The organism is Acinetobacter sp. YZS-X1-1 (assembly GCF_000804305.1).
In the GTDB taxonomy this organism is placed as follows: domain Bacteria; phylum Pseudomonadota; class Gammaproteobacteria; order Pseudomonadales; family Moraxellaceae; genus Acinetobacter; species Acinetobacter variabilis.
The window spans coordinates 209,497-235,126 of sequence record NZ_JWHB01000001.1; the positions used below are offsets into that span (position 1 = coordinate 209,497).

Below are 25,630 nucleotides of genomic sequence, written 5' to 3' on the forward strand. Positions count from 1 at the left end.
AAAAAGCCCTGCAATTGCAGGGCTTTTTATATGCGCTTAAAAAAGATTAAACACGTTGTTTAGGCAAGCTAGACACCCAGGTCATGAGACGAGTCGCATCATTGGTACGTGCAGCAGTTGAATCCGCACCTAATACCACGACCACCACAGGACGGTTATTCAAGGTCGTGTGCATAACGACACAACGTCCTGCTTCATTGATATAACCGGTTTTAGACAGGTTGATATTCCAGCCACCATTACGCACCAGTGAATTGGTGTTGTTCGATTTCAATACACGATAGCCGAGGTTGAAATCATAGCTAGCAGTAGTAGAGAACTGACGGATCAGACCATACTGTGAAGCGGTATTCACCAGAATCCCCAAATCGCGTGCAGAAGACACATTGCCAGGATGCAGGCCGGTAGATTCCATATAATGGGTTGAATTCATGCCCAGCTCTTTAGCTTTGGCATTCATCTTCGCAATGAAGGCTGCACGACCGCCTGGATAGGTACGCGCCAATGCAGCTGCAGCTGGGTTCTCAGATTTCATCAAAGCAAATAATAAAGCTTCAGCACGATTCATGCTGTCCCCGGCTCTTAAGGTAGAACTTGAGCTCTTACAGCCTGCACAGGAAAAATCAGCCTGTTGCAAAGTAATTTTTTCAGACATATTCAAACGCGCATCTGAAATCACCACTGCAGTCATCAATTTGGTAATCGACGCAATCGGATAAGCATTATTGGTATTTTTACTGAATAACACTTCACCCGTCTGTGAATCCATCACCAAAGCTGCACGCGCACTTACAGGAGGTTGATTACTAAAATGACTATTATCAATAATCTGCACAGGTTTTGTCGATACTGGTGCTGGTGCACCGCCCTGACGAATCGTCGTCGTAACAGTTGCAGAACCTGGTGGTGAAGGTTCTGCAGCAGATACGCTCAAATTATCATTCATGAGCTGATTGACTTCATCAGAAGACCAGCTGATGCTGGATCCGCCCTCTGTTGTGCCAGAATTCATAATGATTTCAGCAAAACTTGTCGTGCTCATGCTGATTAACACGGACAGGCCGAGTAGATGCCTTAAAGACTTGTTTATTTTCTTCACTATTCCTTCACTCAACTAACAGAGGTAAGATTGATTTGCGTATTACCTCTAATATGCCTTACATTTAAACACAATGCCGAACATTTTTTGTTCTTGACACTATGTGATAAGTTTCAGATTTAATCTGCGAATAGGATTGCTAATTTTGTAGTTTCATTGCAAGCTTATTTTGCTTTATGTAACAAAAAAATGATTTTTTAATAGAGGGAGAGTCTAGGTGATCACAGTTTTAGTTGTCGACGACCATGAATTAGTTCGTACTGGAATTTGCAGAATGCTGGAAGACCATGCGGATGTTCAGGTGATTGGACAGGCTGAATCTGGTGAAGAAGCAATTACCCTCGTCCGTCAGCATCATCCCAATGTGGTTCTATTAGATGTCAACATGCCAGGTATCGGTGGTGTAGAAACCACACGCCGTTTACTACAGACTGCTCCTGAAACCAAAGTTCTTGCGGTGAGTGGCCTGGCTGAAGAGCCTTATCCTTCTCTTTTACTTAAGGCAGGTGCCAAAGGCTATATCACCAAGGGTGCACCTGTATCAGAGATGGTTCGTGCCATCAATAAAGTCATGCAGGGCGGTAAATATTTCAGTGCTGATATCGCAGAACAGTTGGCCAGCTCCTACCTGTCTGATACACAGCAGTCTCCTTTCGACGCACTGTCTGAACGTGAAATGCAGGTAGCCATGATGGTGGTGAACTGTATCAGCGCGCAGGAAATTGCCGATAAGCTGTTTGTGAGTGTTAAAACAGTCAATACTTACCGTTACCGGATCTTCGAAAAACTGAATATTGATAGTGATGTTAAACTGACCCATCTTGCAATGCGCTATGGCCTGATTAAACCTTAATTTAACCCTCTGCTTAATGCGGTCTCTATGGCGCAAACATCCAGTTATTCTGAACTAAATCAATATCATCTGGGCCTATGGTATAGCGCCTACCGCCTGATTATCAGCACGGGTCTGTTGCTGATTTTTCTGCTGACTTATCCTGATATGACTGCGGATTATCAGTATCCTAAACTCTATCACTACGCCTTAATGATTGGCGTCGCCGTCAATACTGTGCAGCTGTTTACACTAAGATGGGTAAAGCGCCTGATTCAGCCACAGTTCATTCTAATTTTTGCCAGCGATGTCTTTTTTCTCAGTTTATTGACCTTGGCCAGTCAGGGTCCAAATGTCCATCTCGGACTGATTTTTGTTATTACCATTTTTTCAGCTTCATTATTACTGGATGCCAAGAAAGCCCTGATCATCACTCTGATTGCGGTGATTAGTATTATCTACCAGCATTTTATCGGCAGTATTTTTGCTTTTTCTTCCCTTACCAATATCGGAAACAGTGCCCTGCTGGCCTTTCTGTTTTTTGTCGTCTATGGCTCGGGACAAATTGCGGTACGGCGCTTTCAGATTTTGGAAAACCTGAATTTTTCTCAATCGCTGGAACTATATCGCTTACAAAATATTAACCGCTATATTTTGGAACAGATTGAAACCGGCTATCTGGTCTTAGATGAGAATTACCATGTGGTGCTCAGTAATCCGGCTGCCTGTCATCTGCTCGGCATTGAGCCAATGTATGCCCATGAAAGATTTTCGTTATACCAATCTCAAAATGACTTGTTTGAACTGATCCGTTTTGAAAATCTGGAAAATGGCGAGCGGTTTCAATTTGAATCCCAACAGAGTCGTTATAATATTCACGTGCAGGTACAAAAGCTGATTGTGCCGCACCAGACTCTGACTCTGCTTGTGCTGCAAGATGCCCGCAAACTTAATCAGCAGGTGCAACAGTTAAAGCTTGCTGCTTTAGGTCAGCTTTCCGCCAGTATTGCCCATGAAATTCGCAATCCTCTAGCTGCCATTGTACAGGCCAATGATCTTTATCTCGATTCTGAACCTGAACAGCAACAGGTCCTGCATCAGATGATCAGCCGACAGGCTACCCGTATTGACCGGATTATCCAAGACACCTTGAATATGGTGAAGAATAAAGAAACCCATCCGGTCGTGATTCAGCTGAATGAGTTTATACCACTGTTTATTCAGGAAGATTTAGCAGATGTGGCAGATCAGATTCAATTTAATATTGATGTACCACTGGCTATTCAGTTCGATGAAGCCCAGTTACGTCAGATTCTAATTAACCTGATTCGTAATGCTATCCGTCACAATTCTCCAGATTCATCTCATATTCAATTGAATATTCACCCATATGAACATAAGGTATGGATAGATGTTCGGGATTTTGGCTCTGGTATTGCCACCCATGATCAGGAATTATTATTTAAACCTTTTTTCAGCACGTCTATCCATGGAACGGGACTCGGACTATATTTATCACACAGTTTTTGTGAAGCCAATCAGGCACAACTCAACTACATTTCACAAGAACAGGGCGCATGCTTTCGGATTAGCTGTCAACGTGTAACAGCATAAAAGGAATAAGGGGAAATATTGTGGAACAACAACCACTGGTCTTATTGGTGGATGATGAGGAAGATCTATGTACCCTCATGCAAATGTCATTGATGCGCATGGGAATCCGTACACATATTGCCCATCGTCTGGAAGATGCAAAAAAATTTCTGACAGATCATCAATATGATGCCTGTCTGACGGATCTAAATCTTCCTGATGGCAATGGTCTGCAATTACTGGACTGGATTAACCAGCATTCCCCTCACCTTCCGGTAGCTGTTCTAACGGCCTATGGTAATATGGATATTGCTATTGCTGCACTCAAGGCAGGTGCATTTGACTTTGTTAGCAAACCGATCAATCAAAAGCATCTGGAGCAACTGCTGCAAAAAGCACTAAATAAACCAGTAGACTATTATCAGAATAATTCCAATGATTCACTAGAACATAAGCTGCTGATTGGACAATCTCTGCCTATTCAGCAATTGCGTGTCACCTTGAAAAAAATTGCCCGTTCCCAGGCACCCGTGTTTATTACTGGCGAATCAGGTACCGGGAAAGAAGTTGTCGCCAATCTGGTTCATCGTCTCAGCAATCGCAATGAAGGACCTTTAATCGCAATTAACTGCGGTGCAATCCCGACTGAACTGATGGAAAGTGAACTGTTTGGCCATAAGAAAGGCAGCTTTACTGGCGCGACACAGGACAAACAAGGATTAATTCAGTCTGCCCATGGGGGTAGCCTGTTCTTAGATGAGATTGCTGAATTACCCCTGTCTATGCAGGTCAAACTGTTACGTGCTGTTCAGGAAAAACGCATTCGTCCAGTCGGTTCCGATACTGAAATTGATGTCGATTTCCGTGTCATCAGTGCCAGCCATCAGGATCTCGATGCGCTGGTACAACAAGGCAAATTCCGTCAGGACTTGTTCTTCCGTATTCATGTGATGGATCTGGTCTTACCACCACTGCGTGAGCGCGGCCAGGATATTCTGCTCCTCGCTGAGCATTTTATTCAAAAGATCTGCCAAGAATGGGAAATTCCTGCGAAAAAGTTGACGGAACGGAGTAAAGAATTTTTACTCGAGCAATATTATCCAGGCAATGTACGCGAACTGCGTAACATTATTGAACGAGCGATTACTTTGAGTGATGAAGATAAGATTGATCTTCAGCATCTGCAAACTGCTCCACTGCGTCATATGGCTCCCGTCTTATCAGAAACTGCCAATCTGGCAGAGCCGACTTCATCTTCGGATCAAATCATTATTCCGAAAAAATTACCTGAAGAAGGTCTGGAACTGTATTTAGAAAAGATTGAAAAAGAAATTCTGTTGAATGCTTTGAATCTGACCCATTGGAACCGTACATTGGCCGCGAAGAAACTGGGGATGTCATTTCGGTCTTTACGCTATCGTCTAAAAAAATTCGGACTGGATACTGAAGAAGAGGAATGATTATTTCTGCAGGAGCAGCAAGTCTGTGACGTGATCCAGATAGCTCTCCTCACGCACATCCTGACCTAGGGGATAGGTGAAATGTGGTTGAATCCCATGTCCTTCGATCATATTGCCGCTCGGGCTAAAGTATTGCGACACCGTCATCTGTAAAGCGGAGCCATTGCTCAAAGGAAATAATTTCTGTACCACCCCTTTACCATAGCTCTTTTCCCCTACCACCCACGCACGATTATGTTCTTTCAAAGCTGCCGTGAATACTTCTGCAGCGGAAGCTGAACGGTTATTGATGAGAATACCGACTTTCAGGTTCTGAAACTCAATTCCTGGTAGTGCCTGAAATTGCTGATTGCCTTCAGAACGGCTCTTGGTCGAGACAATAATACCCTGATTCAGGAACAAATCTGCTGATTCAACGGCTGCGGACAATAAACCACCGGGATTATTACGTAGGTCAAACAGCACTGCTTTGAGCCGATTAGTTGAATAACTTTCAATAATCCGTTTGATTTCATTAGCGGTATCCTGCTGGAAGACTTTGACCTGTAGCACCAGAACCTGATTGCTGTGTAAGGTCGATTTAATCTCGGTATCTACTTTGGTATTGCGGACCAGTGTAATCGGTACACTTTGCGCAGAAAGCTGGAGCGTTAAAGTAGAGCCAATGGCACCAGTCAATAAATCTCGCACCTGCTCACGTTTCAGCGCACTCAAGACCTGATCATCAATCTTGTAAACTGTGACACCATTGCGAAGGCCTTGTTTGGCAGAATCAGCATCCGGACTCAAGCCTTGTACCATCCATTGTTTTAGCTGCGGATTAAAATGCAGATCAAAATCAATACTGGCCAGATCACCTTCGGTATATTCACGCAGCTGCTTATAGTCTTCAGGAGATAAATAGCGGGAATAGCGGTCTAAGCCATTTACCAGACCTTGAATGGCCTGCTGGAAAAGCACGTCGTCATTTTTGTCTTGGATATAATTATCTTTGACGATGCCATAAATCTGAACAAATTCCTGGATGGATGTAACAGGAATTTCATTATAGACCTGTTCATCCATTTCCAGTTCATCGAGTGCCATCTCGGTCGAAACAGCACTCCAGGCGGAATGACTCAAACACATCAGTAAGCAGGATAAGACTACAGACTTGCCATGTGTTTTTATCATTCTTATACCCGTTTTATAAAAGTTTAAGCGTGCAGCTCAATAAGATTGCGACCTTGCATTTCAGTTGGTACCGGAATTTGCATCAAGTTCAGCAGGGTTGGGGCGACATCAGCCAATACACCACCTTCTGCGATTGTTGCAGAACTTGGACCCACATAGATAAATGGAACCAGTTCAGTGGTATGCTGGGTATGCACCTGACCACTCTGATAATCCTGCATTTGCTCTACATTACCATGGTCTGCAGTAATAATCATATGACCTTTTTTCGCCATCACAGCTTCATAAACACGGCCCAGGCAAGTATCCACAGCTTCAACGGCTTTCACTGCTGCATCAAATACACCGGTATGACCGACCATATCACCGTTGGCATAGTTCACAACCAGTAGGTCAAACTCGCCTGAATTGATCGCTGCCACTAGTTCATCAGTGACTTCATAGGCACTCATTTCCGGTTTCAGGTCATAAGTCGCAACATTTGGAGATGAGATCAGGATACGTTTTTCACCTGGATACTCATCTTCACGGCCACCGCTAAAGAAGAACGTTACATGCGCATATTTCTCAGTTTCTGCAATACGTAGCTGAGTTTTACCCAGGTTCGACAGATACTCACCTAAAGAATTTACCAGCGCTTCTGGCATATATGCCACAGGTGCATCAATGGTCGCCTGATAACGGGTCAACATCACGAATTTTGCCAGATTCGGTACAACCTTACGTTCAAAACCGGCAAAATCTTTTTCAACAAAGGCACGAGTCAATTCACGGGCACGGTCAGCACGGAAGTTCATGAATACGACGCTGTCGCCATCCTGAATCTTCACAGTGTCGCCAATGCGAGTCGCTTTTACAAATTCATCTGATTCCTCTGCAGCATAAGCCTGTTCCAGACCTTCAACTGCACTAGCTGCAGTACGCACTGCTTCACCTTCAGTCAGCAGACGATACGCTTGCTCTACACGATCCCAACGGTTGTCACGGTCCATGGCAAAATAACGACCGATCATGCTGACAATGCGACCCTGGCCCGGATATTGAGCAAATAATGCATCCAGTTTTTCTAAAGAGGGTTGCGCACTTTTTGGTGGTGTATCACGGCCATCGAGGAACGCATGCAGATAAACCTGAGCACCGCGTTTTAAAGCCAGTTCAGCCATCGCCACGATATGATCTTCGTGTGAGTGCACACCGCCTTCAGACAACAGACCCATAATGTGGACTGCGCCATTTGCTGCTTTGGCTTTCTCAACGGCATCAACCAGCACTTCATGTTCGAAGAAAGCCCCAGTACGGATATCTTTGGTAATACGGGTAAAGTCCTGATACAGCACACGGCCAGCACCAAGATTCATATGACCGACTTCAGAGTTCCCCATCTGACCATCAGGCAGGCCGACATCTTCACCTGAACCTGAGATCAAACCATGCGGATGCTTTTCCTGCATAGCAGTTAAATTTGGTCGTTTAGCCGCTAAAAACGCATTGTCTTCGACCGCTTCGCGATGACCCACACCATCCATAATCACCAAAACGTGAGGGATTTTGCCAGCAGTTGCATCCGTCATAATGAAATACTCTTTTCGTCTACGAATTAATCGCCCTAGTTTACCGAATTTTGCAAAAAGAGACCATGACCAGACGATGGTTTAAGCCTCTTGTTGCGATTGATTTCTTCTATTTTCCTGTAGCTTAGCGGGCCCGATGGAGCAAGTAGCCGCCAATAGCAAACATCAGCAAAATAGGAATAAATACGAACCATGCCGGTGACGGCGCATAGACCAGACTGGCATAGCCAAGAAAATCCTGCAGGTAGAAGAAGCCTAAACCTGCGAATAATGCAATCACCAAACGGAAACCCATGGATTGCTGACGCAATGGTCCGAAAATAAATGAACAGGCAATCACTACCAGCGCAATCAGGGCAAATGGCGAACCGACTTTCTGCCAGAAGGCCAGCTGATAGGTTTTAGGTACCTGACTATATTCATGCATATAGCTCATAAAGCTCACCAGCTGGCTTGGCGATAAATCTTCCGGATCAATCGTGACCATATGCACATATTTTGGCTGCAAGGCCAAAGCCAGTGGCTGCTCATCATGCTGTACCAGTGTCGCATTACAGTTTTGTAAAATATCAAACTGTTCTGTGCTATCTAGCTTCCAAGCCCCATCTTTGACAAACTCACCCTGTTTGGCATCCAGAGTACCCCGCAGACGGTAATTGTCATCGAAGTCCAGCATCTGTACATTTTTCAGCTGGCCTTTGGCATTTGCATAATCAATATAGATAAAGCGATTCCCCTCACGCGTCCAGTAACCTTTAACTTCACCAATTTTGACCGGTTTGTTATAGCTTTTGACTGCTTTGGCCTGTTCATTGGTATATGGAATCACCCATTCGCTCAGGGCAAACGACAATACGACCAATAGCAATGCTGATCGAATAACCCAGCCGACAATACGCCACAGGCTAATGCCGACTGAACGCATTACGATCAGCTCACTATTGGAAGCTAATGTACCCAAACCGAGTACCGCACCAATCAGTGCCGAAATTGGCAGGATTTCATACAAATAATTGGGTGCGCCCCAGAGTACATATTTCAAGGCATCCCAGGCACCATAGCCTTCTTTCAGGGAACCCAATTCACCTAAATACGTAAATAAGACCTGCAGACCTGAAAGAACAGCGGTTGCCCCAAGCATCGCCAGCGCAGTGGTTCCGGTCACATGTTTGGCAACTATACGACGTGCTAACATTGTTAAGACCTCACTCGCTGAATCCGTTTTTTAATTTTTGGCGCCAAATTCTGTTTACGTGAGAACAATGCACCGGCTATAGCATAAATGATCAGGACTAATGGATAAGCCCAAATGCCCATTTCCGCCTTACTGACCCGGGTTTTGATTGCCATCAGGGCGACAATCAGGCTGGCAAAGATCATCAGTGCCGGGAACAATTTGAGATAGCGACCTTGACGTGGGCTCACTTCAGATAGCGCCACAGACAAAATCAGGGCAATCACAATGGCAAATGGCACAAAGACACGCCAGCCAAGCTCACTGGCTACGACAGGATCCTGACGATTTTTCCAAAGCTGTCCGGTCGGCAAGGCTTCAACTTCATCACTGGCCAGTGATGCTTCTTTATCACTTTCGATCCGTAAACGATAGCTTTCAAATTCAGCCTGGGTATATTGCGGCGTGCCTGGATAAATTTCATAGCGGCGACCATTGACTAGGTCGACCACATTAGCTGCATCATTCGGCATTTCAATCCGGGTCGCTTCCTGCGCCAGAATCATCACATCTGGCTTGCCTTCTTTTTCCGCACGCTGATAGAAGAAGATATCTTTCAGGTTTTTGCGATCTTCGGATAGATCTCCGGCATAAATGGTATAAGGTCCGGAAGAGATAAATTCTTTGGGCCGAACCAGATCAAAGCCGGTTCGTACTGCCTGCTCACTGGTCAAGGCTTCGAACTGTCGAATCCCCCACGGTGAAGCCCACAACATGAGAAAGCCTTGTGCAAGGAGATAGACCAAAGTCATCGGAATCAAAAGACGTGCCAGCTGATGCCGGCTAATTCCGCTACCATTTAAGACCGCCATCTCATGATCAACATAGAGACGACCAAAGACCAGCATTAAACCAATAAAGAACCCAAGTGGAAGAATCAAGGTCAGGAATTCAGGCAAACGATAACCAATGATGCTGAACAGGATTCCAGCATCCAGACGCCCCTGTGCGGCCACACCAAAATACTTGATCAAACGACCGCCCATCATGATAAGGGTCAGTAAGGCAATCACCACCAAGGAGGTCGATACCACTTGCTTGACCAGATAACGCCGAATAATCAAATTAGTTCTTCCAAAATGAGCTCCATAAAACGAGTGCTAGTTTACCCGAATAGCAAAAATATAAAACCTAGGTGGCTCTGCCCATTGAAAATCTATTCGGATAAATGTTTCAATGCTTGAATGATTTGCAAATCTAAACAGGCGTGAAAACAAGATATGAACCTTACAATTAATACGTCATTCCCAGAGAATGGATCAAGTCAATCTTTGTTGATTTTAGTCAACTCAGAGCAAATTCAGAGCGCTGCATCAACATACCAAATCAACAACCTAGACACATTAATTGAAGCCTCCCAATTCAAGGCCGGTCTAGCAGAAAGTTTAAGCCTGATTGGACAGGTCAGCCAGTCTCAGCATGCGGCCCTTATCGGCCTCGGCAAGACTGCCGAATTACAAGCGGGAAAACTGGCGAAAATTGCCCAAGCCATTATTAAAGCCTCTCAAAAAAAATTCAAACAGATTTCTGTTGATCTGACACAACTTCCACAAGAATTGCACTATCTGTTTGCATTGGCTTTAACACAGGCCAGCTATGGCTATGACGAATACAAGTCGAAAAAGAACGAATTTATTCTGCAGCAGATCGACTTCATCGCTGCCGAAACTACGCTAACAGCTGAACAGTTGCAATTGATTCAGGCCGTACAGACTGGCCAGAATCTGGCGCGTGATCTGGGTAACCGTCCTGGCAATATCTGTTTCCCGGAATATCTGGCAGAACAGGCCCAAGCGCTGGCGGCTCAATATCCGGATCTACTTAAAGTAACTGTGCTCAATGAACAGCAAATGGCTGACCTTGGCATGGGGGCCTTCCTTGCAGTCAGCAAAGGTTCAGACCGTCCAGGCCGTATTATTACGATTGAATATCTGGCGCATCGTCAAGAAGCACCAGTGGTATTACTGGGTAAAGGCATTACTTTTGATACCGGTGGTATTTCATTAAAACCAGGCGCTGGCATGGACGAAATGAAATACGATATGTGCGGTGCAGCTTCAGTTCTGGGCACGCTTCGTGCACTATGTGAATCTCGTTTACCAATTCACGTTGTAGGTGCGATTGCTGCAGCGGAAAATATGCCGTCTGGCAAAGCAACACGTCCAGGTGACATCGTCACCACCATGAGTGGTCAAACCGTTGAAATTTTAAATACTGATGCTGAAGGCCGTCTGGTACTCTGCGATGCATTAACTTATGTGAAACGCTTTAATCCTGCTCTGGTGATTGATATTGCAACTCTAACCGGTGCTTGTGTAGTGGCGTTAGGTTCAGTCTTGACCGGTATGTTTACGCCAGACAATGAGCTGGCTGCAGAACTTGAAACCGCCGGCCAAAACGCATTTGACCGTGTATGGCGCATGCCGGTACTGGACGACTATCAAGAACAACTGGATTCTCCATTTGCGGATATTGCCAATATTGGTGGTCCTAAAGCTGGTTCTGTAACAGCTGCATGCTTCCTGCAACGTTTTACACGTGACTATCGCTGGGCTCACCTGGATATTGCAGGTACTGCATGGAATTCAGGTCCAAATAAAGGCGCAACTGGCCGTCCAGTACCTCTATTAATGCAATTCCTGGCTAATCGCGTTCAAAAGCATGGCTAAGGTCAGCTTTTATTTATTTGAAAAAAGTCCTGAACGACAAGTGGACAGCACTTGTCGTTTATGCCGTAAAATTTTGCGTCAGCCAGAGCGCATCTGGCTGCTGTGTGCTGATCCTGCTTTACAGCAGGAACTGGATGAAAAGCTATGGAACTTTGATCCTGCCAGCTTTATTCCGCATGGAATCGATCAGCCAGATGCAACCGTTTGTATCTCGGCTCAATTACCAGAGCAGTCGGGCTGGATTATTTTTAATTTTAATCCGGAAGCACTTGAACCTGATGCGAAATTTAGTCACATTATTGAGATTATTGAAAACAATGAACCGGCCAAACAGCTGGGACGTGAAAAATATAAACAATATCGTCGCTTTGGCATTCAGCCAAATACCTTTAAGCTCTAAGTAATCACGTGAACAAGGAGATGCAAGTGGCATTAAATGTAGGTCCAGATTTTAAACAGCGCTGGTTAAACACGCCTGAGGCTGTACGTCAGACCTTTATCGATGACCTCTCGCGCATCTGTGAAGTACTTAAGCCTGAAACCGCTGTAGAAGAATGGCTGGTCCGCGACCAGCAGTTACAGAAAGAGTCTGAGCGTAAAATTGAAGCAGCGTATGCACAGCGCAAGGCCGAACTGATTGAAGAAGCACGCATTCGCAGACAACGGGCACTCGAAAAGGCCTTAGCCGAAAAACGTGCTGAAGAACAGGCTTATGCCGAACAGCTACGCCGTGATGAAGAGCGGAAATTTGCCGAGCAAACCCAGAAGCTGGCTGAAATGCGTCATATACTGGATACTGAAGTTCAGGATTATGCCGCACGCTATCAGAAAAATCCGGATCAGGTCCTCGACTTTGCCAAAGGTCGCTTAAATATCGATGATACCCAGATTTTGTCTGAGCTGGAAAGCTTACGGTTACGTCTGGAACTCGAAGCAGAAACTGTGATTGAACAAACCATCAATGCACTGCGTGAGAAATTACACGCTGCAGCCAAAGAAGAAATTGACTATATTCTGAAAAATTCTGATCTGGCTGAGTAAAGTTGATCGTCATTTGGCTGAAATAGTCTTTTTATTTTTCAGCCTTAACTCCTTGCTTGCCTTGTTTAAACTTATTCTATCTAGCTAAAATTTACTTTAAAATTAAAACAAGTCAGCCAGTAAAAATGCGGTATTACCAAGCAGATAGCCCACCCCTAGCAAAGTGCTGATCCAGAGAATTCCCCCAGTTACATTATAAAAACTGAAAGTCGCAAAGCTCATATGGCCAGAACCTGCCGCAAAAGGACCGAAGGAACGTACAAAGGGAATAAAACGCGCAATTAAGATCGTCTTGCCACCATGTTTCATAAAATAATGATTGGTTTTGACCATATATTCGGGTTTGAAAAACCGTGAATGTTCATTGAAATACTTTAATCCGAGCACCCTGCCCGAATAATAATTCACGGTATAACCCAAGATCGAAGCAATCAGCAGCAATAATCCCATGGAGTGCAAGGTAATCAGATCGGAGCTGGAACACAGCGCACCGACAGCAATCAACAAACTGTCACCTGGCAAAAAGAAGAAAAACGGCGAACCTGTTTCCGCAAAAATCACCAGGAACAAAATTGCATAGATCCATACCCCATACTGCTCCAGTAATAAGGGTAAAGACTGTTCAAGATGAAGTAAAAAATCGAGCATTCGACCTGTCCACTGGGGCTAAAATCGCGAGTTGAGCCACGTATTATCCCGAAAAATAAAAAAACAGTCTAATTTTTCAATTAGATTGTCTGGTAATTGTGCAGCTAATTTATTTCAAAAAGCCATTTTCGGCTAAGAATTCCATGCTGATTTTAGACTGTTCTGTAGTTTCTGCGGCCTTGTCACCAAGCAATAAACGCTCGATATAACGCGCCAGTATATCCACTTCCAGATTGACTTTAGTGCCTAGCTTCCAGGTACTAATATTGGTACGTTCGGCTGTATGCGGGATCAGATTCAGACTAAGGATATTTCCACGTAAGTGATTGATGGTCAGGCTGATGCCATCTACTGTTATAGAGCCCTTCTCTGCCAGATATTTGGCAATTTCTTTCGGTGCAGTCACTTCAAAGTAGATGGAACGGGCATCGGAGCGTACCACCGTAATTTCACCAACCGCATCGACATGACCAGAGACGATATGTCCGCCAAAGCGTGTAGTTGGCAGCATTGCCTTTTCGACATTTACAGGTTGGCCGGCTTTCCAGTTAGCCAGTGTAGTCCGGTCCAGACTTTCACGTGATACGTCTGCAGCATACCAGTTCTCACCCCAGTCAATTACGGTCAGACAGATGCCATTGGTGGCAATCGAATCACCTAGATGTACATCAGACATATCCAGATCCGTCTGGATGCGTAAACGCACATCACCACCAACGCTTTGCAGGCTCTCGACCTTGCCCAGACTTTCAATAATACCTGTAAACATCTTTATTTCCTTTTTCTCTGCGCTTACCACAAGGCCAATTGGGTACTCACCCCGGTCGTATCCACACCGCCCAGCTCGGCATAATGATGCAACTGGCTCAGTAACTGACGAATTGGTGGACCTGACTTGGCATGCGTGTCGGTAATTACAATAAATTCTAGTACGCGTGCACGTTCAGACTGGCGCTGTTTGCTGACACGATAACGTGGCACATCCTGAGTGAGCAAGGTTACACGGCCGCGTTTCAGGTTGGCCTGCAACAAATCTGTGGCACTGATATTACCATCGGTCGAATAACTGGTCAGGATAAAACGCGCATTAATGGTCGCCAACAAAGTTTCATAGGCTTCTTTGGCATGCTTTGACGAGTTGTACTGACTTGGACGTTCTTTACGCCATGCACGGTCAATCCCGCTCTTGAAGCCTTTAGTATCTGGTGTAGGCAGATCTACCTGATCCCATAGTGTTAAAGCATTCAGCACATGATAGTTGCTGCTATAGGCGTGCTGGTTATACGGTGGATCCAGATAAGCTACATCGACTTCAAAACCACTCATCTGATTGGCCAGATGCTGGGCATCGACACACCACATTTCTGCGGCAGGCCCTTGATGCTTAGCATCTTCACAGAAACGGCTTGGCGTTAACCAAAGTAGTGATTCAATACGTTCTAGTGCAGTTTGGGTCTTACCGCCCCAACCATGATGGAAACTTTTAAATACACCTGAAGTATTGCTGACAAAACTGGCTGAATAAAGTAATGGTGCCAGCAAGGCACTCATTTCCACGTCATCAATCGCACCTTGCGCTTGCCAAGTGGCAATCTGCTGACGGATGGCATCGATACGCATGCCGTTACGGCGTTTGAAGAATAAACGGTCACGGGTCGGATCATAGATTTCGTCATTGCGTGGACACAGATTATGCGTCACCCAGCCTTTGACTTCAGGCAGACGGTTCAGATAATCAATTGCTTTCTGATAGCCACCCAATTCTTTAAATGCAGGTGCATCAGTACAAGCCAGAACTGCATGATTCAGCGCATGGCTATACGGTTCCCAGTCATTGGCAATCACACGATAGCCATTTTGACGTGCTAAACGCGACACCACACCAGAACCAGCAAAGAAATCAGCAAAAATCGGCGCACGGCCATCTTCACGTTTTAAGGTTCCCGTGCTCTCAAGTGCTTCCAGAATTAAATGTAGTAAACGGCGCTTGTTCCCCAAATAAGGAACCAACTGATGGAAAAGATATTCATCGGTAGTACGTGCCGCATGGCGGCGTTTGTGATAAACCGTAGACTCTGAATTCATAGTGTCTCTTGAGAAGGAATTAACCTGAAGCGCACGTCATCACCCACGCGAGTGACATCCTGTAGCTTGAATCGAAGTTGTTCTGCCATTCGGCTAAATTCTGCATTGAACATACTACGCGCAGTTTGCCCCAATAAGGTCGGTGCAACATAACTGATGAGTTCATCCACCAGTCCTGCCTGTAAAAATGCGGTAGATAAGGTTGCGCCTGACTCAACCAGCACATCATAAATCTGATGCTGCTGAACCAGTTGCTGTAATAATTCTTTTAAAGGCTGAATTTCGAGTTGGATCACACCCAACTCAGCCAGCTCCTGACGATAAGGCCCCATCACCATTACCGTTTCTGGATTTTTCAAGAGCTTGGCAGTGAGTGGCAAACGCCCCTGGCGATCCAGAATAATCCGTTTTGGCTGAACGATGCTGCTGATGTCATCGATACCTTTCAGACTGCGGACATTCAACTGACAGTCATCTGCTAATACCGTATCAATCCCGGTAATTACTGCACCGGAAATCGCACGCCAATGTTGTACATCCTGTCGAGCCTCTACACCAGTAATCCATTTTGATTCACCCGATGCCATTGCCGTACGGCCATCCAGACTGGATGCAATTTTTAGACGCACATAAGGCATACCGGTTGCCATGGCTTTCAGGAAGCCATCATTTAGTAGATGCGCTTCATCTTCACAGATGCCAACTTCCACTTCGATACCGGCCTCTTTCAGGATCTGCACACCTTTTCCAGCGACCAGTGGATTCGGATCAGGACAAGCCACAATCACTTTGGCTAAGCCTGCTTCAACCAGACCTTTGGCACACGGCGGTGTACGGCCATAATGTGCGCACGGCTCCAGAGTGACATAAGCCGTTGCTCCACGTGCCTGTTCACCCGCCTGACGCATGGCAAAAACTTCCGCATGAGGTTGACCTGCTTTAGGGTGAAAACCTTCACCTACGATTATGCCATCTTTGACAATGACACAGCCGACATTCGGGTTGGGTTTAGTGGAGTACTGTCCCTGACGTGCCAGTTCGATGGCACGGCGCATCCAGATTTGATCTTGAGTGAGTTCAGTCATGCTTATTCTTGAAACTCACCGCGTTGCTGCATTTGTTCAATCTGACGACGAAAGGCTTCGACATCCTGGAAGTCCTGATAGACTGAAGCAAAACGGACATAAGCGACATGATCAAGTGCAAATAGAGATTGCATGACAATTTCACCAATCGTGCGTGATTTCACATCACGTTCACCCAAACGGCGAATCTGTAATTGAATATCACTGAGCACCGTTTCAATCTGTTCTTGCGTCACAGGACGTTTCTGCAAGGCATGCATCAGTGAACGGCGTAATTTGGCTTCATCAAAGGGTTCATTCTTGCCATCAGATTTAATGACACGCGGCATCACCACTTCATAACTTTCAAAGGTGGTAAAGCGTTCATTACAACTGACGCATTCACGACGGCGGCGAATCTGGCAACCTTCAGCGGCCAGGCGTGAATCAATCACTTTACTGTCTGGTGTATTGCAAAATGGGCAATGCATAGCGGTTTAATTGAACAAATCCTGATGATTTCCGAGTGTAGCAAAAATTCCAAACTTTGTAGAGTTTTACGCAACATATAGAAAAAAAACAGCCCATATGGGCTGTTTTACACAATATATTGATTATTGTTTTAGCAGATTATTCTACGCGTTCGCCATGTTGACTCAAGTCCAGACCCATACGTTCATCATCAGAAGAAACACGGATACCGATGATCAGATCGATCACCTTAAGAATCACAAAAGTTAATACTGCAGAGTAAGCGATGGTTGCAAGTACACCTTCAACTTGAACCCAAAGTTGGCTCATTACATTTGCTGGAGCAGCATCACCCATGATGAATTCGCTTGCAAAGAATGCTGTCAGAATCGCACCAACGATACCACCGACGCCATGCAGACCAAAGGCATCTAGAGAATCGTCGGCTTTCAGTACACGTTTCAAGGCAGTAATACCCCAGAAACATACCACACCACCGATCAGACCCATTGCCAGTGCACCACCGACAGTAACGAAACCAGCTGCTGGAGTAATCACCACCAGACCTGCTACCGCACCAGAAGCACCGCCTAATACAGAGGCTTTACCACGTACTACTTTTTCAGTAATTAACCAAGAGATTGCTGCTGCCGCTGCTGCAACTTGAGTTACGATCAGCGCATAGCCTGCAGAACCATTTGCACCCAATGCTGAACCACCGTTGAAGCCGAACCAGCCTACCCAAAGTAAGCTTGCACCGACGACGGTTAAAGTCAGATTATGTGGCGCCATTGATTCACGGCCAAGGCCCATACGTTTACCTAGCATGTAGGCTGCAACCAGACCCGCTACACCTGAGTTGATGTGAACGACTGTACCACCAGCAAAGTCAAGCGCACCATCGTTGCCTAACCAGCCACCACCCCATACCCAGTGAGTAATTGGCGCATAAACCAGAATCACCCAAAGTGTAATAAATGCCACAAAAGCACCAAACTTCATACGTTCCGCAATTGAACCGCTGATGATGGCAACCGTAATAATGGCAAACGTCATTTGGAAGATCACGAACAGGATTTCAGGAATTGTGCCGGATAGCGCATCGGTGGTTATTCCAGCCAGCATGAGCTTGTCCAGACTGCCGATAAAGGCATTTCCTTCACCAAAGGCCAAGGTATAGCCAATCACGACCCAAGCAATACTGACTACGGCTGCAGCAACAAAGCTGTGTGCCATTGTTGCCAGCACATTTTTCTTACGAACCATACCGCCATAGAACAGGGCTAAACCTGGAATGGTCATCAGTAATACAAGGGCTGTTGAAGTGAGAATCCAGGCTGTATCGCCAGTATCGAGAGTAGCTTCTTCTTCTGCAGGCGCTGCTGGTTCAGCTGGCGCCACTTCAGCAATCTCTGCTGTAGTTGTGTCTGTTGTTGTAAGTGAAGTATCACCAGTCTCTGCAACAAGTGCGACTTCTTCAGTAGGTGTTGGTGCTGTTACGGCCTCTTCAGCCCACGCAACAGAACCACCTAAAAGAGCGCTGGACAAGCCGAACGCCATTAGCATTTTTTTCATTCGTATCCCCCAACCATGTTTTTTGTGAGTTATTAGGTACTCAGCAAACTTCGTGCCAAATTAAACAGCGTCTGCACCTGTTTCACCGGTACGAATACGGATGACTTGTTCTAAGTTAGTTACGAAAATTTTTCCGTCACCGATTTTGCCAGTGCTTGCAACACGAGTAATTGATTCAATTACCGAATCAACCATTTCGTCGCTGATTGCGATTTCAATTTTGACTTTCGGTAGGAAATCTACAACGTATTCAGCACCACGATAAAGTTCAGTATGGCCTTTTTGACGACCAAAGCCTTTGACTTCAGTCACAGTGATGCCTTGAACACCAATTTCAGATAATGCTTCACGCACATCATCCAATTTGAAAGGTTTTACAATTGCAGTTACGAGCTTCATGTTTGTTTTCCTTCGGCTTATTTCACCAGTAAGGTTTTATGTTCAAATTTCATGCCAAGATTCCTAAGGTCGGGGGAAATTAGAAAGCCCGGCACGATGTTTCTTGCTTCTTTATTTTATACTTATAACGTATTGGAATCTGCACAAATTGGATATTTTTTATGTGGATTTTTACAATATTACTAATCGAAGCAGCCTATATTTTATCTGAAATACTGTCAGTCACTCTTGCAGCAATGCTACACTGTCCGCGCATTTATATGGCGATGGATCGGATTATGATTGAAACCCTGTTACAAGCAATTTTGCAGCAAGTTGAACAACCTAAAAAGGATCTGGAACACAATCTACGTGCCCTGCTCAATGAAGCCGTTAGCAAGATGGATTTAGTGTCTAAAGAAGAGCTTGAACGCCAACGCACTGCCCTAAATAATGCCAATCAGCGTTTAAATGATTTACTAAAACAAGTCGAAGAGCTAGAAGAAAAAATCTCGATTAAAAAATAAGCACAACTACAGTGCACAAAAGACACGAGAACAATAAAAATAATGCACTATATTGGAACAACAATATGTCTTTTGCCAAAATTTATACGCGAGGCCTGTTAGGCCTGCATGCACCTTTAATTGAAGTCGAAGTCCATGTCAGTTCTGGCATGCCTTCCCTCACCATTGTGGGGCTTCCTGAAGCCGCAGTCAGAGAAAGTAAGGATCGGGTTCGCTCTGCCATTCTGAATAGTGGCTTTCAGTTTCCGACTAAACGCCTGACGATTAATCTGGCACCTGCCGATCTACCTAAAGATGGCTCACGTTTAGACTTGCCGATTGCGCTAGGAATTTTACTGGCCTCAGGGCAGCTTCCAGAAAATTGTACTGATAATCTTGAGTTTATTGGGGAGCTGGCCCTAGATGGTCAATTGCGGCCTGTAACAGGAATCCTGAGCATTGCAATCGCCTGCCAGCAGGCACATCACCAGCTGATCTTGCCTAGTCCGAATGCTCAGGAAGCCTCTCAGCTCCCGGATTTTCAGGTATTTGCTGCCAATCATTTGCAGGAAGTCTGTGCACATCTGGCTCAAGCAGAAACCTTGACCCCGTTTAAGACCAGTCCATTAGATCAGCATTCTTTTTATAAATTTGATCTAGCGGATGTGAAAGGACAATTGCGACCACGACGTGCCTTAGAAATTGCAGCTGCAGGTGGCCATTCCCTGCTGTTCCGCGGCCCACCTGGTACAGGTAAAACCTTGTTAGCATCGCGCCTCGCCAGTATTTTACCGCCCTTAAATACTCAGGAAAATCTGGAAGTTGCCAGTATCTATTCAATTGCTAATGCCAATCATCCCTTTGGCCAGCGGCCATTTCGGGCACCGCATCATACTGCTTCTGCCATTGCACTGGTCGGCGGTGGCTCACATCCTAAACCCGGAGAGATCACACTGGCGCATTTGGGGGTGTTATTTCTGGACGAATTGCCTGAGTTTGACCGCAAGGTTTTAGAAGTGTTACGTCAGCCGCTTGAGTCCAAAGAAATTGTGATTTCGCGTGCTTCCCGGCAAATTACTTTTCCAGCCAATTTTCAGCTGGTGGCAGCCATGAATCCTTGTCCATGCGGTTATGCATTTAATCAGGACAGCCGCTGTCAATGTTCACCTGAAACCATCAAGCGTTATCAGAACCGGATTTCTGGTCCATTACTGGATCGGATTGACCTACATATTGACGTACCACCTTTACAGGCACAGGAGTTACAGGACAATAAACCTGTCGAAAACTCTGAAACGGTCAGACAACGCGTGATTACCGCTTATAACATTCAGATCAAACGGCAAAATGCCTTAAACATGAGTCTTAGCCCAAAACAACTGGAACAATATGCCCCTCTCGATCCACCAGCTCAAAAAATGATTGAACTGGCTCAGCAGAAACTGAATTTATCAGCACGAGGCTATCATCGGATTTTGCGTGTTGCCCGAACCATTGCCGATCTTAATCAAAGTCCAGATATTCAGACTGGGCATTTATCGGAAGCCCTGTCTTATCGCGGGCAACACATTTAAATAATAAAAAAGGCGACTTAGAGTCGCCTTTTTATTTAGAGAAAATTAGAAGCTATAACCTAATCCGAATACTACTTTGTTCTTTTGTTTCACATCCATACGATCATAACCACCAATAATGTAATTGATGCTTGCAGTAACACCAGTATCTGCAAGAGGTTTACTTAAACCGATATCAAAATGACGGAAACCAAAGCTTTCACTGGTCTCTTCTACATGGTCACCTGACTTTTCATAAGCATATAAACCTAAAGCGGTGTCTAAGCTAAAGTCATTCGGCAGTGCATAGCTGTAGGTACCTTTGATATAAGTATCCCCTGCATTCCCCCAAGTCGTATCTTCAAGAAGAGTTTGTGCTGTAATACCTAAATCTTTATAGCTCAGACCTAATAACAGCTCAAATCCATTCGTTTCTTCATCAGATTCATAATAATAGTAGTAAGTCGTACCGATCGTTAAACCCAAATCATCATTTACCGAATGGCTGTAGCCTGCATAGAAATTATTTTCAAAAGCATCACGGCCTTCTTCAACCAAAGAATAATCTAAGGTAGAACCCCACCAACCAGCATAGAAGCCAGAGGCATGATTATAGTCAAGCCCACCTTGTAAAGTAGCTCCGCTATTTTCAGGTGTGTTGGTAATCCCACGCAGGTTATAACTTGAAAGTACACTGATATTTCCAGAAACTGAATGTTCAGCAGCTGGTTCATCTGCGAAAGTGAAAGAAGATGCAGCACCTAGTAAAGCAAAAGATAATACTTTTAATGTTGATTTCATTGTATGACTCCCCCAGATCGTCTGAGACGTTGTTATGATATTGATTAAACTCAAGTTCGAAATTTGCAAGAGCTATGCCAATCTGGAATAAAACAACTAAAATCTGATGAATAAAAATAAAACAAAGCACTAGGTGGTTGTTTTTTAATTATATTTAAATTTTTAAAAAAAGTACTTTGATAGATTCTTTTTAACATTAGCCCTTTTTCAAAGATTTATTTTCTTTTTTCGGCCTTATACATAATCATTTACAAGTTGCGCCATTTTGAAACTATTTTTGCTTTGATTAAATTTTGTGCTAAAAAAAGGTGCAGAAATAAATCGTAAAGAAGCAGATTGCTCTATTCAAGTTTTTGATTCTTGCCCAAACTCAGAAATTTCTGGATTAAAAAGTTCAAAATAGTGCTAAGCAACAAAAATTGACTCTCAAAGAATGACTTTTTATTATTCAGAAATCTATGCGCATTTTTGGATTTACAAATATTTAAATTAAGTATTTATATATTAAAATTCAATAGTTTATAGTAAAATTTTACTTTTAAGAAATAATTAATGAAGAGTCTGATACAAAAAATGAAGATTTTGAACACTTAACTTTTTCATTCTAAGAATTTTAATTTTAAACATTATCGATGCACTCATGAGTCATACCCTTCAGAGAATTTATATTTAAAAAATATCTTTGTTTTTATTTGTTTTTTTACTATATGGTCAGGATCTAGACTATTAGATATCTTACTATTATTCACATTAGATTAAAAAAATCCCTCGACTTTAGTGGAGTATCGTAAATAAAAATGACATTTATTCAGCGAATCTTATACAATTCCTAAAAATTTCCATCAATTTGTATAAGGCTCTCTCCCAATGCAAAACACAAAAAAATTAACATTGGCAGTTTTGATTCAGGCTGCATTGATCTCAACCGCTTTTGCTAGCGAGCAAAGTGAGTCTAAAGGTTTTGTAGAAGATGCAGAAGGATCTGTACTTTTCCGTACTGGTTATTTATCTCGTGATAAGAAAAATGGCGTAGCAGATACAAGTTCAGCTGCACAGACTGCAATCGTGAAACTGGATTCAGGTTTTACTCAAGGTGTGGTCGGCTTTGGTGCCGGGATCATCGGTGATGCATCATTCAAGCTTGGGGAAAATGCGCATGCTGGTAACGGCATGATTCCTCTCCATAATAATGGAGCAAAAGATGAGAATGGTCATGTTGATTCCTATGACCATTGGGCACGTGGCGGCGCTTATGTGAAAGCTCGTGTATCTAATACCACTGCTGTATATGGTACCCAAGTTTTAGATCTTCCTGTATTGGCATCAAATACTGCACGTCTCGTTCCTGAATACTTTGAAGGCGTATTAGTGACGAGTAATGAAATTGACAACCTGTCATTAACAGCTGGTAAATTTACTAAAAACCAATATTCAGACCAAATCAACTCTGATGGTAACGAGCTGGATCGTGCTGTTGTTTGGGGTGCGAAATATAAATTTAGTGATGCTTTAAACGCTTCTTACTATGGTACAGATATTAAAGACCGTTTAGACCGTCATTATGTAAATGCGAACTATAGCTATGCAGTAGCCAATGGCGGCACTTTAACTCACGATTTTAGTGGCTATCATACCGAGTGGGATAAAAAAGCTGACGGTGGTGCATATACTTATTCTCATACCACAAATGACTTAAGTAACTTAAGCAACAATATTTGGGCTATTTCTACCACTTACAATACTGGTCCGCACAATGTCATGGTGGCTTACCAACAAAATACTGGTAACACAGGCTATGACTATGGTTTGGGTCGCGGTGTAGGTGATGGTCATCAAACGATTTATCTACCAAACTCATACCTGTCTGACTTCATTGGTAATAATGAAAAATCAGCACAACTTCAATACACATTTGACTTCGGTGCTGTAAATGTTCCTGGTCTATCTTGGACTTCAGCATTTGTATATGGTTGGGATATTGATGTAGCAGGTAGTCCAGATCGTTCTCAGTTAGTGACTAATGATGCACAAGAACGTGAATTCTTTAACCAGGTGAAATACACTGTTCAATCTGGTTTTGCTAAAGATGCGAGCTTGCGTTTACGTCACTCTTACTACCGTGCAAGCAATGATTACCAATCTAACTACATTGGTGACACCAACGAATGGCGTATCTGGTTAGACATTCCTGTGAAATTATTCTAATTCACCCGAATTTCAAGCCATAATAAAAAACCTGCACATTGTGCAGGTTTTTTTGTTTAAGCTTTAAAAAGTTAAAGACTCAAACTGAAAAGCAAATGAATTATTTATTTGCTTCTGCATAAGCTGCAATTGAGCTGAGTACTTCCTGTTTTGCAACATCAGCACCTTCCCAACCACTTAACTTAACCCATTTACCTGGTTCCAAGTCTTTGTAGTGCTGGAAGAAGTGTTCGATTTGGCTGATCAGTAATGGAGGAAGATCAGTATATTCTTGAACATCTTTGTAGATCGGAGTCAGTTTGTCATGTGGAACTGCAACCAGTTTCGCATCAACACCACCGTCATCTTCCATGTTCAGTTTACCCACAGGACGGCAACGAATTACAGAACCTGGCTCTACTGGATGTGGAGTTACCACCAATACGTCTAGAGGGTCGCCATCTAGAGAAAGTGTATTTGGTACATAACCATAGTTTGCTGGGTAGAACATTGCTGTACCCATGAAACGGTCTACAAATAATGCATCAGAATCTTTATCGATTTCATATTTGATTGGTGCTGCATTTGCAGGAATTTCGATAATTACATAGATGTCGTTTGGCGCATCCTTACCCGCTGGGATATTGCTGTAGCTCATAGCATCACTCTTTAACAAGTTATATCTTTTAAAAACCGCGACAATTATAACGGTTTTTACAGATTTTTTTTGATTTTAAAATACCGAACTGTAAATATCTCGGCCTGCCTTTATTTTTGGCTTAAGAGATCTTGATAATTAACAGCAGTAAGGTAATTGGACATAATAAGGATAACAGCCAGACAATTGAACGTAAGGTCGACCAGTTCGCCAGATAACAGATCCCATAGATGACCCGAAAAACCAGATAGGCAATCCCAAAGGTCATGACCAGACTTTGTGTAACGACCATATATTCTGCCATCAGAATCGAGGCGATGAAGAGTGGTAAGCTTTCAAAGCTGTTCTGCTGAGCAGCATTGGCGCGACTGGCTAAGCCTGTAGACTTTTCTAAAAATGCCCGTGGATTCTGATTGTCTTTTGCACGAAACCCTGCCGATTTTTTCGCAATCAAGGTAAAAACATAAGGTAAAAGACAAGCTGCCAAAATGAGATAGATAACCCCACTAATGCTATGCATCTGATTTTTCTCTTGAGAATTTTTATGTCTATCATAGCATGGCGTTTCGTGAATAAATTTTGTTAAATAGAGTGTTTTTATAAATGATTAAGGATTCACTATGGTCAGCCCTGATCAAAATGAAATGTTCGATGTCCTCGAGAAACAGCGCCAGCATCAACGTCAAGTGGATCGCGTATTAAAAATCGTATTACCGATTGTTGCATTTCTAATGGCCGTCATTTGTGCCAATATGAATATTTGGTCTCCCCTCTTCACCTTTGCCATCTTATGGATTGCCTTCTATGCCGTGGGCATCAAACGTATGCCGATCTGGCATTGGGTAGTCGCGATCATCATTTATTGTCTGATAGATAATATTCTCAGTTATGGCAGTTTTAATTTGAGAGGATTTAACCGCCAGTTTGGCACCATGTTTATTTTCTTGGGTGTAATCGGGGTAGGACGTCCTTACTTTGACCGCTGGCTAATGAAAAAAGAGAATTAAAAAAGCGCCCTTAGGCGCTTTTTTAATT

The 25,630-nt window shown here is 43.9% G+C and carries 25 protein-coding genes; 10 read left to right on the top strand and 15 right to left on the bottom strand.

The features are described 5' to 3' along the window. Positions 1-46: 46 nt before the first annotated feature. The gene (locus RJ01_RS01080) at positions 47-1,099 is read right to left on the bottom strand and encodes a serine hydrolase (protein WP_034169777.1); all 1,053 of its coding nucleotides are present in this window, start codon (positions 1,097-1,099) and stop codon (positions 47-49) included. 217 nt (positions 1,100-1,316) lie between these two features. Here RJ01_RS01080 and RJ01_RS01085 point away from each other — a divergent pair, with 217 nt between their 5' ends. The 3 genes from RJ01_RS01085 to RJ01_RS01095 are packed head-to-tail and all read left to right on the top strand — an operon-like array spanning position 1,317 to position 4,984. Continuing rightward, on the top strand, positions 1,317-1,952 hold the full coding sequence (locus tag RJ01_RS01085; protein ID WP_005233474.1) for a response regulator: 636 nt from the start codon (positions 1,317-1,319) through the stop codon (positions 1,950-1,952). A 27-nt stretch (positions 1,953-1,979) separates the two neighbouring features. Continuing rightward, positions 1,980-3,545: a PAS domain-containing sensor histidine kinase gene (locus RJ01_RS01090; protein ID WP_034169778.1), complete on the top strand. Its 1,566-nt coding sequence runs from the start codon at positions 1,980-1,982 to the stop codon at positions 3,543-3,545. Positions 3,546-3,562: 17 nt separating this feature from the next. Beyond that, complete coding sequence (locus RJ01_RS01095; protein ID WP_376738164.1) at positions 3,563-4,984, top strand: sigma-54-dependent transcriptional regulator; 1,422 nt, start codon at positions 3,563-3,565, stop codon at positions 4,982-4,984. Here the strand turns inward: RJ01_RS01095 and RJ01_RS01100 are convergent, their stop codons facing one another. The 4 genes from RJ01_RS01100 to lptF all read right to left on the bottom strand — a co-directional run bounded on the left by RJ01_RS01100 (position 4,985) and on the right by lptF (position 10,026). Then, positions 4,985-6,157, bottom strand: a complete 1,173-nt coding sequence (locus RJ01_RS01100) for a S41 family peptidase (RefSeq protein WP_034169780.1) — start codon at positions 6,155-6,157, stop codon at positions 4,985-4,987. 23 nt (positions 6,158-6,180) lie between these two features. Continuing rightward, positions 6,181-7,728 (bottom strand): 2,3-bisphosphoglycerate-independent phosphoglycerate mutase, encoded by a 1,548-nt coding sequence (gene gpmI / locus RJ01_RS01105; RefSeq protein ID WP_034169781.1) that lies wholly within the window; start codon positions 7,726-7,728, stop codon positions 6,181-6,183. Between the two features lie 124 nt (positions 7,729-7,852). Beyond that, positions 7,853-8,923 carry an LPS export ABC transporter permease LptG gene (gene lptG, locus RJ01_RS01110; RefSeq protein ID WP_034169782.1) on the bottom strand — a complete coding sequence of 357 codons (1,071 nt, stop codon included), beginning with the start codon at positions 8,921-8,923 and terminating at the stop codon, positions 7,853-7,855. Between the two features lie 2 nt (positions 8,924-8,925). Continuing rightward, complete coding sequence (gene lptF, locus RJ01_RS01115; RefSeq protein WP_034169783.1) at positions 8,926-10,026, bottom strand: LPS export ABC transporter permease LptF; 1,101 nt, start codon at positions 10,024-10,026, stop codon at positions 8,926-8,928. Positions 10,027-10,182: 156 nt separating this feature from the next. On the opposite strand from lptF, the gene RJ01_RS01120 reads away from it, so the two are divergent. The 3 genes from RJ01_RS01120 to RJ01_RS01130 are packed head-to-tail and all read left to right on the top strand — an operon-like array spanning position 10,183 to position 12,672. Then, positions 10,183-11,631 (top strand): leucyl aminopeptidase, encoded by a 1,449-nt coding sequence (locus tag RJ01_RS01120; RefSeq protein WP_034169784.1) that lies wholly within the window; start codon positions 10,183-10,185, stop codon positions 11,629-11,631. Continuing rightward, entirely contained in the window at positions 11,624-12,031 is a 408-nt protein-coding gene (locus RJ01_RS01125) for a DNA polymerase III subunit chi (protein WP_004787296.1), read from the top strand. Before RJ01_RS01120 ends, RJ01_RS01125 begins: the two co-directional genes overlap by 8 nt. 26 nt (positions 12,032-12,057) lie before the next feature. Then, positions 12,058-12,672: a hypothetical protein gene (locus tag RJ01_RS01130; protein WP_034169812.1), complete on the top strand. Its 615-nt coding sequence runs from the start codon at positions 12,058-12,060 to the stop codon at positions 12,670-12,672. Positions 12,673-12,774: 102 nt separating this feature from the next. On the opposite strand, the gene RJ01_RS01135 is transcribed toward RJ01_RS01130, so the two are convergent. The 7 genes from RJ01_RS01135 to glnK form a co-directional block, all read right to left on the bottom strand. Further along, positions 12,775-13,320, bottom strand: a complete 546-nt coding sequence (locus RJ01_RS01135) for a VTT domain-containing protein (RefSeq protein ID WP_005233462.1) — start codon at positions 13,318-13,320, stop codon at positions 12,775-12,777. A gap of 109 nt (positions 13,321-13,429) precedes the next feature. Beyond that, positions 13,430-14,089, bottom strand: coding sequence for a riboflavin synthase (locus tag RJ01_RS01140; RefSeq protein ID WP_034169785.1), 660 nt, complete (start codon positions 14,087-14,089; stop codon positions 13,430-13,432). A gap of 23 nt (positions 14,090-14,112) precedes the next feature. Next, on the bottom strand, positions 14,113-15,405 hold the full coding sequence (locus RJ01_RS01145; RefSeq protein WP_004787305.1) for a DNA adenine methylase: 1,293 nt from the start codon (positions 15,403-15,405) through the stop codon (positions 14,113-14,115). Then, positions 15,402-16,490 carry a bifunctional diaminohydroxyphosphoribosylaminopyrimidine deaminase/5-amino-6-(5-phosphoribosylamino)uracil reductase RibD gene (ribD, locus tag RJ01_RS01150; RefSeq protein WP_034169786.1) on the bottom strand — a complete coding sequence of 363 codons (1,089 nt, stop codon included), beginning with the start codon at positions 16,488-16,490 and terminating at the stop codon, positions 15,402-15,404. The genes RJ01_RS01145 and ribD overlap by 4 nt, the downstream gene beginning before the upstream one ends. Positions 16,491-16,492: 2 nt before the next feature. Then, positions 16,493-16,960 (bottom strand): transcriptional regulator NrdR, encoded by a 468-nt coding sequence (gene nrdR, locus RJ01_RS01155; protein ID WP_004787309.1) that lies wholly within the window; start codon positions 16,958-16,960, stop codon positions 16,493-16,495. A 139-nt stretch (positions 16,961-17,099) separates the two neighbouring features. Beyond that, on the bottom strand, positions 17,100-18,515 hold the full coding sequence (locus tag RJ01_RS01160) for an ammonium transporter (protein WP_034169787.1): 1,416 nt from the start codon (positions 18,513-18,515) through the stop codon (positions 17,100-17,102). Between the two features lie 60 nt (positions 18,516-18,575). Further along, complete coding sequence (glnK, locus tag RJ01_RS01165) at positions 18,576-18,914, bottom strand: P-II family nitrogen regulator (protein WP_004650081.1); 339 nt, start codon at positions 18,912-18,914, stop codon at positions 18,576-18,578. Positions 18,915-19,192: 278 nt separating this feature from the next. Between glnK and RJ01_RS01170 the strand changes: the two genes are divergently transcribed. Next, positions 19,193-19,420 (top strand): accessory factor UbiK family protein, encoded by a 228-nt coding sequence (locus RJ01_RS01170; protein WP_034169813.1) that lies wholly within the window; start codon positions 19,193-19,195, stop codon positions 19,418-19,420. Between the two features lie 65 nt (positions 19,421-19,485). After that, positions 19,486-20,973 carry a YifB family Mg chelatase-like AAA ATPase gene (locus tag RJ01_RS01175; RefSeq protein WP_034169788.1) on the top strand — a complete coding sequence of 496 codons (1,488 nt, stop codon included), beginning with the start codon at positions 19,486-19,488 and terminating at the stop codon, positions 20,971-20,973. Positions 20,974-21,018: 45 nt separating this feature from the next. Here RJ01_RS01175 and RJ01_RS01180 read toward each other — a convergent pair whose 3' ends face one another. After that, positions 21,019-21,753: a TorF family putative porin gene (locus tag RJ01_RS01180; RefSeq protein ID WP_034169789.1), complete on the bottom strand. Its 735-nt coding sequence runs from the start codon at positions 21,751-21,753 to the stop codon at positions 21,019-21,021. 867 nt (positions 21,754-22,620) lie between these two features. On the opposite strand from RJ01_RS01180, the gene RJ01_RS01185 reads away from it, so the two are divergent. Next, entirely contained in the window at positions 22,621-23,958 is a 1,338-nt protein-coding gene (locus tag RJ01_RS01185) for an OprD family outer membrane porin (RefSeq protein ID WP_034169790.1), read from the top strand. A 100-nt stretch (positions 23,959-24,058) separates the two neighbouring features. Here RJ01_RS01185 and ppa read toward each other — a convergent pair whose 3' ends face one another. Continuing rightward, on the bottom strand, positions 24,059-24,595 hold the full coding sequence (gene ppa, locus RJ01_RS01190) for an inorganic diphosphatase (RefSeq protein ID WP_005233448.1): 537 nt from the start codon (positions 24,593-24,595) through the stop codon (positions 24,059-24,061). 121 nt (positions 24,596-24,716) lie between these two features. Further along, a complete protein-coding gene (locus RJ01_RS01195; RefSeq protein ID WP_034169791.1) occupies positions 24,717-25,115 on the bottom strand; it encodes an MAPEG family protein in 399 nt (132 codons plus the stop codon). 100 nt (positions 25,116-25,215) lie between these two features. Here RJ01_RS01195 and RJ01_RS01200 point away from each other — a divergent pair, with 100 nt between their 5' ends. Next, positions 25,216-25,602: a hypothetical protein gene (locus tag RJ01_RS01200; RefSeq protein ID WP_004787363.1), complete on the top strand. Its 387-nt coding sequence runs from the start codon at positions 25,216-25,218 to the stop codon at positions 25,600-25,602. Positions 25,603-25,630: the final 28 nt, after the last annotated feature.

Bases quoted from the DNA above. Each gene is read 5' to 3' on its own strand.
- RJ01_RS01090 (WP_034169778.1), top strand. From the start codon at position 1,980: ATGGCGCAAACATCCAGTTATTCTGAACTAAATCAATATCATCTGGGC.
- RJ01_RS01100 (WP_034169780.1), bottom strand. From the start codon at position 6,157: ATGATAAAAACACATGGCAAGTCTGTAGTCTTATCCTGCTTACTGATG.
- gpmI (WP_034169781.1), bottom strand. From the start codon at position 7,728: ATGACGGATGCAACTGCTGGCAAAATCCCTCACGTTTTGGTGATTATG.
- lptG (WP_034169782.1), bottom strand. From the start codon at position 8,923: ATGTTAGCACGTCGTATAGTTGCCAAACATGTGACCGGAACCACTGCG.
- RJ01_RS01120 (WP_034169784.1), top strand. From the start codon at position 10,183: ATGAACCTTACAATTAATACGTCATTCCCAGAGAATGGATCAAGTCAA.
- RJ01_RS01125 (WP_004787296.1), top strand. From the start codon at position 11,624: ATGGCTAAGGTCAGCTTTTATTTATTTGAAAAAAGTCCTGAACGACAA.
- RJ01_RS01135 (WP_005233462.1), bottom strand. From the start codon at position 13,320: ATGCTCGATTTTTTACTTCATCTTGAACAGTCTTTACCCTTATTACTG.
- RJ01_RS01140 (WP_034169785.1), bottom strand. From the start codon at position 14,089: ATGTTTACAGGTATTATTGAAAGTCTGGGCAAGGTCGAGAGCCTGCAA.
- RJ01_RS01145 (WP_004787305.1), bottom strand. From the start codon at position 15,405: ATGAATTCAGAGTCTACGGTTTATCACAAACGCCGCCATGCGGCACGT.
- ribD (WP_034169786.1), bottom strand. From the start codon at position 16,490: ATGACTGAACTCACTCAAGATCAAATCTGGATGCGCCGTGCCATCGAA.
- nrdR (WP_004787309.1), bottom strand. From the start codon at position 16,960: ATGCATTGCCCATTTTGCAATACACCAGACAGTAAAGTGATTGATTCA.
- RJ01_RS01160 (WP_034169787.1), bottom strand. From the start codon at position 18,515: ATGAAAAAAATGCTAATGGCGTTCGGCTTGTCCAGCGCTCTTTTAGGT.
- glnK (WP_004650081.1), bottom strand. From the start codon at position 18,914: ATGAAGCTCGTAACTGCAATTGTAAAACCTTTCAAATTGGATGATGTG.
- RJ01_RS01170 (WP_034169813.1), top strand. From the start codon at position 19,193: ATGATTGAAACCCTGTTACAAGCAATTTTGCAGCAAGTTGAACAACCT.
- RJ01_RS01175 (WP_034169788.1), top strand. From the start codon at position 19,486: ATGTCTTTTGCCAAAATTTATACGCGAGGCCTGTTAGGCCTGCATGCA.
- RJ01_RS01180 (WP_034169789.1), bottom strand. From the start codon at position 21,753: ATGAAATCAACATTAAAAGTATTATCTTTTGCTTTACTAGGTGCTGCA.
- RJ01_RS01185 (WP_034169790.1), top strand. From the start codon at position 22,621: ATGCAAAACACAAAAAAATTAACATTGGCAGTTTTGATTCAGGCTGCA.
- ppa (WP_005233448.1), bottom strand. From the start codon at position 24,595: ATGAGCTACAGCAATATCCCAGCGGGTAAGGATGCGCCAAACGACATC.
- RJ01_RS01195 (WP_034169791.1), bottom strand. From the start codon at position 25,115: ATGCATAGCATTAGTGGGGTTATCTATCTCATTTTGGCAGCTTGTCTT.
- RJ01_RS01200 (WP_004787363.1), top strand. From the start codon at position 25,216: ATGGTCAGCCCTGATCAAAATGAAATGTTCGATGTCCTCGAGAAACAG.